14 protein-coding genes are annotated in these 12286 nt (G+C 73.0%); 9 read left to right on the forward strand and 5 right to left on the reverse strand.

Features of this window, described 5'->3' with window-relative positions:
• The first annotated feature begins 9 nt into the window (after nucleotides 1-9).
• The 5 genes from Q8W71_RS08810 to deoA all read left to right on the forward strand — a co-directional run bounded on the left by Q8W71_RS08810 (nucleotide 10) and on the right by deoA (nucleotide 4116).
• On the forward strand, nucleotides 10-777 hold the full coding sequence (locus tag Q8W71_RS08810; protein ID WP_305524973.1) for an anti-sigma factor family protein: 768 nt from the start codon (nucleotides 10-12) through the stop codon (nucleotides 775-777).
• Nucleotides 778-841: 64 nt separating this feature from the next.
• A complete protein-coding gene (locus tag Q8W71_RS08815; protein ID WP_305524974.1) occupies nucleotides 842-1270 on the forward strand; it encodes a cytidine deaminase in 429 nt (142 codons plus the stop codon).
• Complete coding sequence (locus Q8W71_RS08820; protein WP_305524975.1) at nucleotides 1263-2084, forward strand: purine-nucleoside phosphorylase; 822 nt, start codon at nucleotides 1263-1265, stop codon at nucleotides 2082-2084. Before Q8W71_RS08815 ends, Q8W71_RS08820 begins: the two co-directional genes overlap by 8 nt.
• Nucleotides 2081-2812: a deoxyribose-phosphate aldolase gene (gene deoC / locus Q8W71_RS08825; RefSeq protein WP_305524976.1), complete on the forward strand. Its 732-nt coding sequence runs from the start codon at nucleotides 2081-2083 to the stop codon at nucleotides 2810-2812. Before Q8W71_RS08820 ends, deoC begins: the two co-directional genes overlap by 4 nt.
• Before the next feature lie 2 nt (nucleotides 2813-2814).
• Nucleotides 2815-4116 carry a thymidine phosphorylase gene (deoA, locus tag Q8W71_RS08830; protein WP_305524977.1) on the forward strand — a complete coding sequence of 434 codons (1302 nt, stop codon included), beginning with the start codon at nucleotides 2815-2817 and terminating at the stop codon, nucleotides 4114-4116.
• Nucleotides 4117-4135: 19 nt separating this feature from the next.
• On the opposite strand, the gene Q8W71_RS08835 is transcribed toward deoA, so the two are convergent.
• From Q8W71_RS08835 to dnaK, 4 genes are all read right to left on the reverse strand, one after another.
• The gene (locus Q8W71_RS08835; protein ID WP_305524978.1) at nucleotides 4136-4438 is read right to left on the reverse strand and encodes a hypothetical protein; all 303 of its coding nucleotides are present in this window, start codon (nucleotides 4436-4438) and stop codon (nucleotides 4136-4138) included.
• A gap of 122 nt (nucleotides 4439-4560) precedes the next feature.
• Nucleotides 4561-5199, reverse strand: a complete 639-nt coding sequence (locus tag Q8W71_RS08840) for a class I SAM-dependent methyltransferase (protein WP_305524979.1) — start codon at nucleotides 5197-5199, stop codon at nucleotides 4561-4563.
• A gap of 217 nt (nucleotides 5200-5416) precedes the next feature.
• Nucleotides 5417-6565, reverse strand: coding sequence for a molecular chaperone DnaJ (dnaJ, locus tag Q8W71_RS08845; RefSeq protein WP_305524980.1), 1149 nt, complete (start codon nucleotides 6563-6565; stop codon nucleotides 5417-5419).
• Nucleotides 6566-6732: 167 nt separating this feature from the next.
• Nucleotides 6733-8649 carry a molecular chaperone DnaK gene (gene dnaK, locus Q8W71_RS08850; RefSeq protein ID WP_305524981.1) on the reverse strand — a complete coding sequence of 639 codons (1917 nt, stop codon included), beginning with the start codon at nucleotides 8647-8649 and terminating at the stop codon, nucleotides 6733-6735.
• A gap of 482 nt (nucleotides 8650-9131) precedes the next feature.
• Here dnaK and Q8W71_RS08855 point away from each other — a divergent pair, with 482 nt between their 5' ends.
• On the forward strand, nucleotides 9132-10124 hold the full coding sequence (locus Q8W71_RS08855; protein WP_305524982.1) for a hypothetical protein: 993 nt from the start codon (nucleotides 9132-9134) through the stop codon (nucleotides 10122-10124).
• Nucleotides 10125-10276: 152 nt separating this feature from the next.
• Here Q8W71_RS08855 and Q8W71_RS08860 read toward each other — a convergent pair whose 3' ends face one another.
• Nucleotides 10277-10897, reverse strand: coding sequence for a YqgE/AlgH family protein (locus Q8W71_RS08860; RefSeq protein ID WP_305524983.1), 621 nt, complete (start codon nucleotides 10895-10897; stop codon nucleotides 10277-10279).
• 175 nt (nucleotides 10898-11072) lie between these two features.
• Between Q8W71_RS08860 and Q8W71_RS08865 the strand changes: the two genes are divergently transcribed.
• The 3 genes from Q8W71_RS08865 to Q8W71_RS08875 all read left to right on the forward strand — a co-directional run bounded on the left by Q8W71_RS08865 (nucleotide 11073) and on the right by Q8W71_RS08875 (nucleotide 12266).
• Nucleotides 11073-11552, forward strand: coding sequence for a peroxiredoxin (locus Q8W71_RS08865; protein ID WP_305524984.1), 480 nt, complete (start codon nucleotides 11073-11075; stop codon nucleotides 11550-11552).
• Between the two features lie 106 nt (nucleotides 11553-11658).
• Nucleotides 11659-11910, forward strand: a complete 252-nt coding sequence (locus tag Q8W71_RS08870) for a DUF4926 domain-containing protein (RefSeq protein WP_305524985.1) — start codon at nucleotides 11659-11661, stop codon at nucleotides 11908-11910.
• Nucleotides 11907-12266 carry a DUF6883 domain-containing protein gene (locus Q8W71_RS08875; protein ID WP_370875369.1) on the forward strand — a complete coding sequence of 120 codons (360 nt, stop codon included), beginning with the start codon at nucleotides 11907-11909 and terminating at the stop codon, nucleotides 12264-12266. The genes Q8W71_RS08870 and Q8W71_RS08875 overlap by 4 nt, the downstream gene beginning before the upstream one ends.
• Nucleotides 12267-12286: the final 20 nt, after the last annotated feature.

Below are 12286 nucleotides of genomic sequence, written 5' to 3' on the forward strand. Positions count from 1 at the left end.
ACTTCACCGATGATCGATCCGATCACTGACAGCGATCTCATCGCCTTCGTCGACGGGCAGCTCGACCCCATGCGCCGGCTCGACGTCGAGGCCCATCTCGCCGCCCATCCCGAGTCCGCGGCCCGGGTGATGGCCGACCTGCACGACCGCGACGCCCTGCGCGCCTGCTTCGCGCAGGTCCCCGGGCCGGGGCCCGAGCGCAACCGCGCCCTGGCGCGCCGGCTCGACCGCTCGTTCCGCTGGCGCCGGGTCGCCTCCCGCCTGAAGCGCGCCGCCGCCATCGCCGTGCTGGTCGGCGCGGGCTGGCTCGCCCACGACGAGATCGGCCGGTTCGGCGTGCCCGACACCCTGGCCGCCGCCGCCGACCCGGCCCTGATCGAGGATGCCCGCCAGGCCCGCGCCGCGGCCAAGCTGCGCATGACGCTCGCCGCGAGCGGCGAGACCGCGCCCTACGACCGGGCCCGCATCCGGGCCGCGACCGGCATCGTCCTCCCGCCGCTGCCCGAGGGCTGGCAGGTGCGCGACCTGCAGATCTTCCCGTCCCGCCACGGCCCCGGCATCGAGATCGCCTTCGAGTCCGGCGATCTCGGCGAGACCTCCCTGTTCGCCACCCGCAACGGCCGCAGCGGCCCGGCGGCGATGACCGACTCGGTCGACGGCGCCGTCCTGTCCTGGACCGCGGGCGACACCGCCTACGCCCTGAGCGGGTCCCGGGACGACGCCGCGCTGACCCGGGCGGCCAACCTCCTCGGCGCCGGCCCGACCACCCCGCGCTGAGCCGGGCCCGCCCGGAGGCCGCCGCCTCTCGACTTTCCGTCGCGCCCGGTGCCAAACATCACCGATGCAGGGCGAGGCAACCGGAGCGGAGGACCACGGGCTCGCGGCCCTGTTCGAGGCCGCGCGCGATGTCCGGTCGCGCGCGCACGCGCCGTACTCGCGCTTCCCCGTCGGCGCCGCCCTGCGCGACGAGGCCGGCCGCATCCATGCCGGCTGCAACGTCGAGAACGCGGCCTACCCGGTGGGCACCTGCGCCGAGGCGGGGGCGGTCGCCGCGATGGTCGCCGCGGGCGGCCGGCGCATCGCCGCGATCCTGGTCTGCGCCGCGGGAGCCGGCCCGGTCACCCCGTGCGGCGCCTGCCGCCAGCGCATCCGCGAGTTCGCCGCCCCCGACACCCCGGTCCACGCGGCGGGCCCGGAGGGCGTGATCCGGAGCTTCACGCTGGAGGCGCTGCTGCCCGCCTCCTTCGGGCCGGAGACGCTCGATGTCTGAGGCCGAAGCGGTCACTACCCTGCGGGCGGCGGGTTTTTCCGGGCCCTACGCCTGCGCGATCGTCACCGGCACCGGTCTCGGGACGGTCGCGGCCAGCCTCGATGACGCGCAAGCCCTGGACTACGAAAGAATCCCGGGCTTTCCGGGGGCGGGGGTCAGCGGGCATCGCGGCCGGCTGCACCGGGGGCGGATCGCCGGCCGGCCGGTGCTGGTGTTCGAGGGGCGGGCGCACGCCTACGAGCGCGGCGACGCCGGCGCGATGCGGGTGCCGCTCGCATGCGCGCGGGCGCTCGGGGCCCGGCGCCTGCTGCTGACCAACGCCTCCGGCTCCCTGTGCCCGGAGGTCGGGCCCGGCCGCCTCGCGGTGCTGGCCGACCACATCAACCTCTCGGGGCTCAACCCGCTGATCGGCGAGGCCAGCGACGCGCGCTTCGTGCCGATGACCGGGGCCTACGATCCGGGGCTGCGCGCGGGCCTGCGGGCGGCCGCCTCGGCCTGCGGCCTGGATCTGCCGGACGCCGTCTACGCGTGGTTCTCCGGCCCGAGCTTCGAGACGCCGGCCGAGGTGCGGATGGCCGGGATCCTCGGCGCCGACCTCGTCGGCATGTCGACGGTGCCCGAGGTGATCCTCGCGCGTTTCCTCGGCCTGCCGGTGGCGGCGGTCTCGGCGGTGACGAACCTCGCGGCGGGCATCGCGGGCGGGGCGCCGCACCACGCCGAGACGAAAGCGGTGGCCGCCCGCGCGGCGGGCGACCTCGCCCGCCTGATCGCGGCCTTCGTCGCGGGCCTGCCGCCGGAGGAGGGAGACGCATGACCGAGTTCGACCCGCGCGCGGTCGCCGCCCGCGCCCTGCCGCTCCTCGACCTCACCGACCTCGGCGACGCCTGCACCGAGGCGAAGGCCGCCGCCCTGTGCCGGGACGCGCGGCTCGGCGGCGTGGCGGCCGTCTGCGTCTGGCCGCGCTTCGTCGACCAGTGCGCGCGGGCGCTGCGGGGCGTCGGCATCCCGGTGGCGACGGTGATCAACTTCCCCGCCGGCGGCACCGATTCCGCCGCGGCCGCCGACGACGCGGCGGAAGCCTGCCGCGACGGGGCGCACGAGATCGACCTCGTCCTGCCCTACCGCGCATTCCTGGCCGGCGACGCGGGGACCGCCCGCGACGTGGTCGAGGCGACCCGCGACGCCTGCCCGGACGCGGTGCTGAAGGTCATCCTGGAGACGGGCGAGCTGCGCGCGCCCGAAACGATCCGGGCGGCGAGCCGCCTCGCCCTCGAAGCCGGCGCCGACTTCCTGAAGACCTCGACCGGCAAGAGCCCGGTCTCGGCGACCCCGGAGGCGGCCGAAGCGATGCTCGCCGAGATCCGCGCCAGCGGCCGGCCCGCCGGGCTGAAGGTCTCCGGCGGCCTGCGCACAGTGGCGGATGCCGCCCTCTACCTCGCCCTCGCCGACCGCATCATGGGCCCGGGCTGGGCATCCCAAAAAACCTTCCGGCTCGGGGCGAGCAGCCTGTTCGGCGCCCTGATGGCGGCGCGGGATTCGTGAGCGTGCGGCTGCCGCAGGAGATCATCCGCGCCAAGCGCGACGGCCACACCCTCGACGAGGCGGCGATCACCGCCTTCGTCCAGGGCCTGACCGACGGCACGGTCACCGAGGGGCAGGCGGCGGCCTTCGCCATGGCGGTGTTCTTCCGCGGCCTCACGCTGCCCGAGCGGGTGGCGCTGACCCGGGCCAAGACCCGCTCCGGCACCGTGCTGCGCTGGGACCTGCCCGGCCCGGTCCTCGACAAGCACTCCACCGGCGGCGTCGGCGACGCGGTGAGCTTGGCCCTCGCGCCGATGGTGGCGGCCTGCGGCGGCTACGTGCCGATGATCTCCGGCCGCGGGCTCGGCCACACCGGCGGCACCCTCGACAAGCTCGCGAGCATCCCCGGCTACGACGTCGCCCCCGATCCCGCGACCTTCCAGCGGATCGTGCGGGATGTGGGCTGCGCGATCATCGGCCAAACCGAGCAGATCGCGCCCGCCGACCGGCGCCTCTACGCCGTGCGCGACGTGACCGGGACGGTGGAATCCCTCGACCTGATCACCGCCTCGATCCTGTCGAAGAAGCTCGCGGCCGGGCTCGACGGGCTGGTGATGGACGTGAAGCTGGGCTCGGGCGCGTTCATGGTGGATCCGAGCGGCGCGCGAGCGCTCGCCGAAAGCATCGTCACCGTGGCCGAGGGCGCCGGCCTCTCCACCGCCGCGCTGATCACCGACATGGACGCGCCGCTCGCCTCCAGCGCCGGCAACGCCCTGGAGGTCGCCTACGCGGTCGACTACCTCACCGGCGCGCGCCGCGAGCCGCGCTTCCACGCCGTCACGCTCGAACTCGGGGCGCTGATGCTGCGCGTCGGCGGCCTCGCCGCGACCCCGGCCGAGGCGGTGGCGGCGCTGGAGGCGAGCCTCGCCTCGGGCCGGGCCGCCGAGATGTTCTCGCGCATGGTCGCGGCGCTGGGCGGTCCCGCCGACCTCGTCGAGAAGCCGGCAAAGCACTTGCCGGTGGCGCCGGTCCGCCGAGAGGTGCGGCGCGAGGGTTCGATCGCGGCCGTGGACGCGCGGGCGGTCGGCCTCGCGGTGATCGGGCTCGGCGGCGGCCGCACCCGGCCGCAGGACGGCATCGATCCCCGGGTCGGCTTCACCGATCTCGCGCGGCCCGGGGAGGCGTCCGGCGACCGCCTCGGGACCGTGCACGCGGCGGACGAGGCGTCCGCCGACCGGGCCGAGGCGGCGCTGCGTGCGGCCTACCGGGCGGGCGAGGCGCCCCCCGGCGGGCCGGCGATCGTCGAGCGGATCGGGGCCGGCTGAGATCCGGGCCCCGGCCGTCCTACCAGTGATGATGGCGGCGGTGGCCCCAGTGGCCGCGATGGTGGTGATGGTGCCCCCAGCGCGGGCCGTGATGGTGGCCCCAGTGCCGCCGGTGGCCCCAGCCGTGGTGATGGTGGTGGTGATGGCGGCGCCAGCCACCGTGGTGGCCGTAGCCGTAACCGTACTGCACGGCGACGACGCCGTCGCGGCCGTCGCCGAGGCCGGCGTCGCGCGCGAGCGGGGCGGCCATCGCCGGGGCGGCCAGCAGGCCGAGCGCCGCGGCGACGGCGAGGAGGCGGGTGCGGGCGGAGGTCGAGACCATCGAGGATCCTTCCTGTCTGCTGCCGGATGCGGGACCGCGCCCGGGCATGGGACAGGTGTGGCGCACCGCGGATGACGCGGACGTGATCCGGGTCTTCAGACCGAGTTCAGGGAGGCGGGCGGTCAGGGCCGGCGGTAGACCCACACCCGGGCCGGGGGCAGGTTCAGCCACACCCGGTTCGAGCGGTCGGCGGTGTAGCTGCCGGCCTCGCAGCGGGCCGGGATCGGCGGCACCACCGCGTAGGTGAACTGCACGAACGGCGCGCCCGGCTGCATCAGGTCGTGGGCGGCGTTCAGCAGGTCGAGGCGCTGCTCCAGGGGCTTGGTGAACAGCGGCAGGCTGGAGATCGTCGCGGCGGCGGGCTCGGCCAGCGCGGATTCGAGGGTCGCGCGGATGTCGTAGGCGTCGCCGCGGATCACGGTGACGCCGGGGAAGCGGTGCCGCAGCAGCCGGCAGAAATCGGGGTTGAACTCGACGAGCAGCAGGCGCTCGGGCGCCACGCCGCGCCGGATCAGCGCCTCGGTCACCGGGCCGGTGCCGGGACCGAGCTCGACCACTGGACCCGTGCGGGACGGATCGACGTAGGCGGCCATGGTGCGAGCGAGCATCTTGCCCGACGGCGTCACCGCCCCGGTGACCAGCGGCCGCTCCAGCCAGGAGCGCAGGAACCGCGCCTCGTCCTCCAGCGAGTCGCGCCGCGGCCCCGACACCTGGGCCCTCGCGCCGGGAATCTTCGCACTGGTGCGGCGGAGCGGCGGCAAGTCCTGATTCCCTGATGCCGGGTGGGAGGAAGAGAGGCTGACGACGGAGCGCTCTTACAGTCAAGCTCGTCCGGCGCCTAGGTACGCGCGCCGGAGGTACGCACACCCTGGGTCCGCGCGCCATAGGGACGCGCATCATCCTGGCCGGATGCATAACCGGCCTGCCACGGTTTGGATCCGGCCCGCCGCGCCGCGTCCGGCCGGCGGGAGCGGACCGTCACGCCCGAGCGGCGCCGAAGAAGTCGCGGACCTTCGAGAAGAAGCCCTCCGACTCCGGGTGGTTCTCCGGCGAGGCCGACTGATCGAACTCCTGGAGCAGCTCGCGCTGGCGCTTGGTCAGGTTCTGCGGCGTCTCGACGAACACCTGGATGTAGAGGTCGCCGACATCGCGCGCGCGCAGCACCGGCATGCCCTTGCCCTTGATGCGGAACTGCTTGGCGGTCTGGGTGCCGGCGGGGATGCGCACCTGCGTCTGCGAGCCGTCGATCACCGGCACGGTGATCTCCCCCGACAGGGCGGCGGTGACCATCGAGATCGGCACCCGGCAGAACAGGTCGGCGCCGTCGCGCTGGAAGAACTCGTGCTGCTTGATCGACAGGAACACGTAGAGGTCGCCGGGCCCGCCGCCGCGCAGCCCGCTCTCGCCCTCGCCCGCGAGCCGGATGCGCAGGCCGTCGTCGACGCCCGCCGGCACGTTGATCGACAGGGTGCGCTCGCGGTTGACCCGGCCCGCGCCCTGGCAGGACGGGCAGGGGTCGTCGACCACCTCGCCGCGGCCGTGGCAGTTCGGGCAGGTGCGCTCGATGGCGAAGAACCCCTGCGCGGCCCGCACCCGGCCGTAGCCGGCGCAGGTCTGGCAGGTGCGCGGCTTCGAGCCGGGCTTGGCGCCGGAGCCCGAGCAGGCCTCGCAGGTCACCGAGGTCGGGATCTTGATGGTCTCGGCCTTGCCGGTGAAGGCCTCCTCCAGGGTTATCTCGAGGTTGTAGCGCAGGTCCGCGCCGCGCTCCCGCCCGGGCGCCCCGCCGCGGCCGCGGCCGCCGCCGGCGGCGCCGCCCCGGCCGTCGCCGAAGAAGTTGTCGAAGATGTCGGACATGAAGTCGCCGAACTCGTTGCCGAATCCGGGGCCCCCGCCCGCGCCCTGACTGAAGGCGGCGTGGCCGAAGCGGTCGTAGGCGGCGCGCTTCTGCCCGTCCGAGAGGCACTGATAGGCCTCGTTGATCTCCTTGAACTTGATCTCGGCTTCCTTGTCGCCGGGATTGCGATCGGGATGATAGCTCATCGCGAGCTTGCGGAAGGCGACCTTCATCTCCCCGTCGCTGGCGGTCTTGGCGACCCCCAGAACCTCGTAATAGTCCCGCTTCGACATCCCGCCCTCAGGTGCCCGTCCGCATCCGCTCGGAGAATCGCGCCGTCTCTACCACGGAACCGCCGGTCCGCGACCGTGCGGCCGGGCCGGGACGGCGCTCCGTCGGGCCGCGCGAACAAGGACGGGGCCGGATCGCTCCGGCCCCGCGCGTCGGTCGAGGAAGCGCCTCAGGCGCGCTTCTTCTGGTCCTTGTCGTCGACCTCCTGGAAGTCGGCGTCGATGACGTCGTCCTTCTTGGCCTCGCCCTGGCCGGCCGCCGCGGCGTCCGGGCCCGCCGCCTGGCTCGCGGCGTACATCGCCTCGCCGAGCTTCATCGAGGCCTGCATCAGGTCCGTGGTGCGGGCCTTGATGGTCTCGACGTCCTCGCCCTCCAGCGCGGTCTTGAGCGCGGTGATCGCGGTCTCGATCCCGTCCTTGTCGGCCTGGGAGACCTTGTCGCCGTACTCCTTCACCGACTTCTCGGTGGAGTGGACGAGGCTCTCGCCCTGGTTCTTCACCTCGACGAGTTCGCGGCGCTTCTTGTCGGCCTCGGCGTTGGCCTCGGCGTCCTTCACCATCCGCTCGATGTCGGCGTCCGAGAGGCCGCCCGACGCCTGGATGCGGATCTGGTGCTCCTTGTTGGTCGCCTTGTCCTTGGCCGTGACGTTCACGATGCCGTTGGCGTCGATGTCGAAGGTCACCTCGATCTGCGGCATGCCGCGGGGCGCCGGCGGGATGCCGACGAGGTCGAACTGGCCGAGCAGCTTGTTGTCGGCCGCCATCTCGCGCTCGCCCTGGAAGACCCGGATCGTCACCGCGTTCTGGTTGTCTTCAGCCGTGGAGAAGGTCTGGGACTTCTTGGTCGGGATCGTGGTGTTGCGGTCGATGAGCCGGGTGAACACGCCGCCCAGCGTCTCGATGCCGAGCGACAGCGGGGTCACGTCGAGCAGCAGCACGTCCTTGACGTCGCCCTGGAGCACGCCCGCCTGCACCGCGGCGCCGATCGCCACGACCTCGTCCGGGTTGACGCCCTTGTGGGGCTCCTTCCCGAAGAACGACTTCACCACCTCCTGGATCTTCGGCATGCGGATCATGCCGCCGACGAGCACCACCTCGTCGATCTCGGCCGGCGACACGCCGGCGTCCTTGAGCGCCTTGCGGCACGGCTCGATCGTGCGCTGCACGAGGTCGTCCACGAGGCTCTCGAACTTGGCCCGGCTGAGCTTGAGCGCGAGGTGCTTCGGGCCGGTGTTGTCGGCGGTGATGTAGGGCAGGTTGATCTCGGTCTGCGTGGCGGACGACAGCTCGATCTTGGCCTTCTCGGCCGCCTCCTTGAGGCGCTGGAGGGCGAGCTTGTCCTTCGTCAGGTCGATGCCCTGCTCCTTCTTGAACTCGGCCGTCAGGTACTCGACGATCCGGTTGTCGAAGTCCTCGCCGCCGAGGAAGGTGTCGCCGTTCGTGGACTTCACCTCGAACACGCCGTCGCCGATCTCGAGGATCGACACGTCGAAGGTGCCGCCGCCGAGGTCGTAGACCGCGATGGTGCCGGCCTTCTTCTTGTCGAGGCCGTAGGCCAGCGCCGCCGCGGTCGGCTCGTTGATGATGCGCAGCACTTCGAGGCCGGCGATCTTGCCGGCGTCCTTCGTCGCCTGCCGCTGGGCGTCGTTGAAGTAGGCCGGCACCGTGATGACCGCCTGCGTGACCGGCTGGCCCAGGTGCGACTCGGCCGTCTCCTTCATCTTCTGCAGGGTGAAGGCGGAGATCTGCGAGGGCGAGTACTTCTTGCTGTCGGCCTCGACCCAGGCGTCGCCGTTGTCGCCGCGGACGATCTTGTAGGGGACGAGGCCCATGTCCTTCTTGGTCATGGGATCGTCGAAGGTGCGCCCGATCAGGCGCTTGATGGCGAAGAACGTGCGGTCGGGGTTGGTGACCGCCTGGCGCTTGGCCGGCTGGCCGACGAGGCGCTCGCCGTCGTCGGTGAAGGCGACGATCGACGGGGTCGTGCGCGCGCCTTCCGAATTCTCGATGACCTTGGGTTGCGTGCCTTCCATGACGGCCACGCAGGAATTGGTGGTGCCCAGGTCGATGCCGATGACTTTACCCATGGTGGGATCCCTTTTCTGTCGCGTTCAAGCAGACCGCCGAGCCCCGAAGCAGCTCGGCCCATGGCGTGTGAGAACTGGTGGGTGGAAGCTGTGGTGGCTGATGTGAGTATGGGACCCGGGCCGGATCAAGGGCCGCGAACGGCTGAAATCCAGCGCATAATCCCGCGTCGAGAGCGATATAAGAAGCTCGGCACGGGCTCGCAAGGCGAGGGCCGAACGCGCGGCCGCCGATCCCAGCCTCGCGCTATCCCCTTGCGCGGCGGGAAAAATCGAGCGCCGCCGGGCCGGATTTCGCGAGCCGGCGATGGATTTTGTTGCTCCGCTGCCACGTCCGCGCCATCGAAGCCGTGTTAACCCTCCGGACAGGGCTTCGCCCGGCCCCGCTTCTCCGCTCCTGTCAGGGCCCTCGTCCGAGCCGCCTTTCCGAGTCCCCTTCCAAGTCCCCTTCCAAGTCCTCTTGCCCGAGCCCCCTGCCGAGCCCGATGTGCCCGACCCGCAGACTCCCGCTCCACGTCCTGGCGGCCGGCCTCGCGCTCGCGGCGCCGCTCGCGGCACCCTTCGCCGCGGCTCCGGCGCAGGCCCAGAACTTCTTCGAGCGCCTGTTCGGCATCAAGCCCGAGCGGCCTCCGGTCCCCCCGCGCGGGGTGCCGGAGGGCGCCCCCGCCGCACCGGCGGCCCCGGCCGAGCCCGGCACCGCCGCCCCCGAGGCGCCGCGGGCCCCGCCCGCGCCCCGGGGGCCGGTGGTGCTCAAGGCGCCGGCCGAGGAGAGCGTGCTCGGCCAGGATCTCCAGCTCAACGGGCTGGCCGGCACGCTGAAGCTGGAGCGCAGCGGCGGCGCCGTGACCGCGCGGGTGAAGCTGCCGGGCACCAAGATCTCGCAGCCGACCGAGTCCTGCACGGTGCCGCTCGCCGGGGGCAACCCGATCCCCCTGACCGCGGAGGGCAAGCCCGAGGGCGTGCCCCGCTACGAGGCGGCCGCCGCCGAGTGCCCGCTGCGCTTCGACCTGACCGAGGGCGCGGTGCTGGTCTCGACCCTCGGCTCCGGCCCGGTCTGCACCTTCTCCGCGGCCGACTGCGCCACCACCCCGGCGGGCATGTGGGGCCCGGCCGCCGCCACCCTGATCCCGCGGGCGGGGGAGTTCGACGCGGCGCGCGGCGTCGCCGACAAGGCGGTGCGCGACAATTACAAGGTGATGACCCAGCGCGCCCGCCGCGAGGACATGCGCCCGATCGTGACCGAGCAGGCGGCCTTCTCCGCGGACCGGGAGCAGCTCTGCCGCACCTACGCCCGCGAGGGCGCGCACGGCTTCTGCCACCTGCGCGTCACCGAGAACCGGTCGCTGTCGCTCGCCACGCGGCTCGGCGCCAACACCGCCGCGCCGACCGCGGCGGCCGCCCCGCGCAAGCCCCGGCCGAAGCCCGCGGTGGAGGGCATGAACCCCGACGCCGCGGGCGGCGGGCCGGCGGCCGAGTAGCGGCGGCGGCTTAGAGTGCTCTCCGTCGAGGTGGACACCGGCTCGGCGCGAGAGAGCGCGTCAAAACAAGGGCTTAGAGCCGTGCACGATTGCAACGCGATCGGGAACGGCTCTAGCGGCGGCCGGGGCGCTACGGAGGCGCGGGGCGCGCGTCAGGCCCGCCCGGCCGTCATCGACAGCATGGCCGGGTCGATGCCGTTGCCGCGCAGCGCCCGCTCGTACTTGGCGTCGAGGTCGGGGTTGAAGATCAGCTCCGGGTCGGCCGGGCAGTTGAGCCAGCCGTTGGCCATGATCTCGCTCTCGAGTTGCCCCGCCTGCCAGCCGGCGTAGCCGAGCGCCAGCACCGCGCTCGCCGGCCCCTCGCCGGAGGCGATGGCCCGCAGGATCTCGACGGTCGCCGTGAGGCAGATGCCGTCGTCGATGATCAGCGTCGATTGCTGGATGTGGAAGTCGTCGGTGTGCAGCACGAAGCCGCGCCGGCCCTCCACCGGCCCGCCCATCAGCACCGGCATGTGCCCGACCCGCTCGCGCAGGCGGATCGCGTCGGCCTCCGGCGCCACGTCGAGCTGGACCAGCAGGTCCGGCATGCTGATGTCGGCCGCCGCCTTGTTGACGATGATGCCCATCGCCCCGTCCGCGGAATGGGCGCAGATGTAGATCACCGAGCGGGCGAAGCGCTCGTCGGCCATCCCCGGCATCGCCACGAGGAACTGGCCGTCGAGGAAGTTCGAGCCGGAGAGCGCGGTCTGCTGCGGCGACGGGGGGATCGGCATGCGCCCATGCTAGCCCGCCCCCACCCGTTGTCCAGCGGGCAAACGGGACGCGGCCCGGGTTCCGGCGGATCGGCCGCGGGACAACCCGCGATCCTCGACAGGCCCGATCCGCCACGCTAGGTCAGGCCCGCATTCTCCCGCGCGGCCCGGCCGCGCGCCAGCCCGAGGACCCGCGATGATCCAGGTCGGCGACCACCTGCCCCAGGCGACCTTCCGCGTGATCGGCCCCGACGGCCCGATGGCCCGCACCACCGACGACGTGTTCAAGGGCCGGCGCGTGGTCCTCGTCGGCGTGCCCGGCGCCTTCACCCCGAGCTGCCACCGCAACCACCTGCCGGGCTTCGTGGAGAAGCGCGGCGAGATCCAGGCGCGCGGGATCGACGCCGTCGCGGTGACGAGCGTCAACGACGTGTTCGTGCTCGACGCGTGGTCGAAGGCCAGTGGCGCCGAGGGGATCGAGTTCCTGGCCGACGGCAACGCCGACTTCGCCCGCGCGGTCGGCCTCGACATGGACGGCACCGGCTTCGGCCTCGGCACCCGCTCGAAGCGCTACTCCATGCTCGTCGAGGACGGCGTGGTGCGCCTCCTCAACGTCGAGGAGACCCCCTCGAAGGCCGAGGCCTCGGGAGCCGAGGCGCTGCTGAAGGTGCTGTGAGGCGGTTCGAGCGCGATCACGGCTCGTAGCCCCCGCGACCTCCGCGCGCTCGTGCGGAGCGCGCCGCAGGATTGCGGCGGCGGCGACCGCGCACCAGAATGGGGTCATGACCGTCGACTTCTCGTACCAACTGCGGACGGACGAGCCGGGGGCGTTGCTCCGCGACCTCGACGACGTGGTGCTCCTCGCGCCCGTCGTCACGGATGACGGCGACACGATGCCGGCCGGCACGGAGGGCACGATCGTCGGCGTGTGGAACGGCGGCGACGCCTTCTGCATCGAGTTCGCTGTACCGGAAGGGGCGCTCGCCGTCGTTCGTCCCGCCGATCTGAGGCGTATCGGCCGGCACGCTCCGTGACGCGTGACCATCCCGGCGTTCTCGGGCTGCGCATCCGGCGCGAGAAGGTGGTCGACTATCTTCTCGATCCGACGCATCCCAGGGGCGGGTCGAAAGCCGCCTTCCTGATGCGGTTCGGCTTCGCGGCGTCGCAGCCGGAACGCCTGGCGGACGCACTGAGCCGGCATTTCGCGGAAGCCCCGCACACGCGCACGACGATCGACGCGGTCGGCGCCACGCGGATCATCTGCGAAGGGCCGTTGCACGGTCTCGACGGCCGCGCGCCGACGATCCGATCCGTGTGGCTGATCGAGCCGGATCGGTACGCGCGCCTGCTCACGATCGTCCCGAGACCGCGCGGGGTCGGCCGGACCTGAGCGTCCATCGCGTTTAGCGT

This window comes from Methylobacterium amylolyticum, from assembly GCF_030700245.1.
Taxonomy (GTDB): domain Bacteria; phylum Pseudomonadota; class Alphaproteobacteria; order Rhizobiales; family Beijerinckiaceae; genus Methylobacterium.

Bases quoted from the DNA above. Each gene is read 5' to 3' on its own strand.
- Q8W71_RS08810 (WP_305524973.1), top strand. From the start codon at position 10: ATGATCGATCCGATCACTGACAGCGATCTCATCGCCTTCGTCGACGGG.
- Q8W71_RS08815 (WP_305524974.1), top strand. From the start codon at position 842: ATGCAGGGCGAGGCAACCGGAGCGGAGGACCACGGGCTCGCGGCCCTG.
- Q8W71_RS08820 (WP_305524975.1), top strand. From the start codon at position 1,263: ATGTCTGAGGCCGAAGCGGTCACTACCCTGCGGGCGGCGGGTTTTTCC.
- deoC (WP_305524976.1), top strand. From the start codon at position 2,081: ATGACCGAGTTCGACCCGCGCGCGGTCGCCGCCCGCGCCCTGCCGCTC.
- Q8W71_RS08835 (WP_305524978.1), bottom strand. From the start codon at position 4,438: ATGGTCTCGACCTCCGCCCGCACCCGCCTCCTCGCCGTCGCCGCGGCG.
- dnaJ (WP_305524980.1), bottom strand. From the start codon at position 6,565: ATGTCGAAGCGGGACTATTACGAGGTTCTGGGGGTCGCCAAGACCGCC.
- dnaK (WP_305524981.1), bottom strand. From the start codon at position 8,649: ATGGGTAAAGTCATCGGCATCGACCTGGGCACCACCAATTCCTGCGTG.
- Q8W71_RS08855 (WP_305524982.1), top strand. From the start codon at position 9,132: ATGTGCCCGACCCGCAGACTCCCGCTCCACGTCCTGGCGGCCGGCCTC.
- Q8W71_RS08860 (WP_305524983.1), bottom strand. From the start codon at position 10,897: ATGCCGATCCCCCCGTCGCCGCAGCAGACCGCGCTCTCCGGCTCGAAC.
- Q8W71_RS08865 (WP_305524984.1), top strand. From the start codon at position 11,073: ATGATCCAGGTCGGCGACCACCTGCCCCAGGCGACCTTCCGCGTGATC.
- Q8W71_RS08870 (WP_305524985.1), top strand. From the start codon at position 11,659: ATGACCGTCGACTTCTCGTACCAACTGCGGACGGACGAGCCGGGGGCG.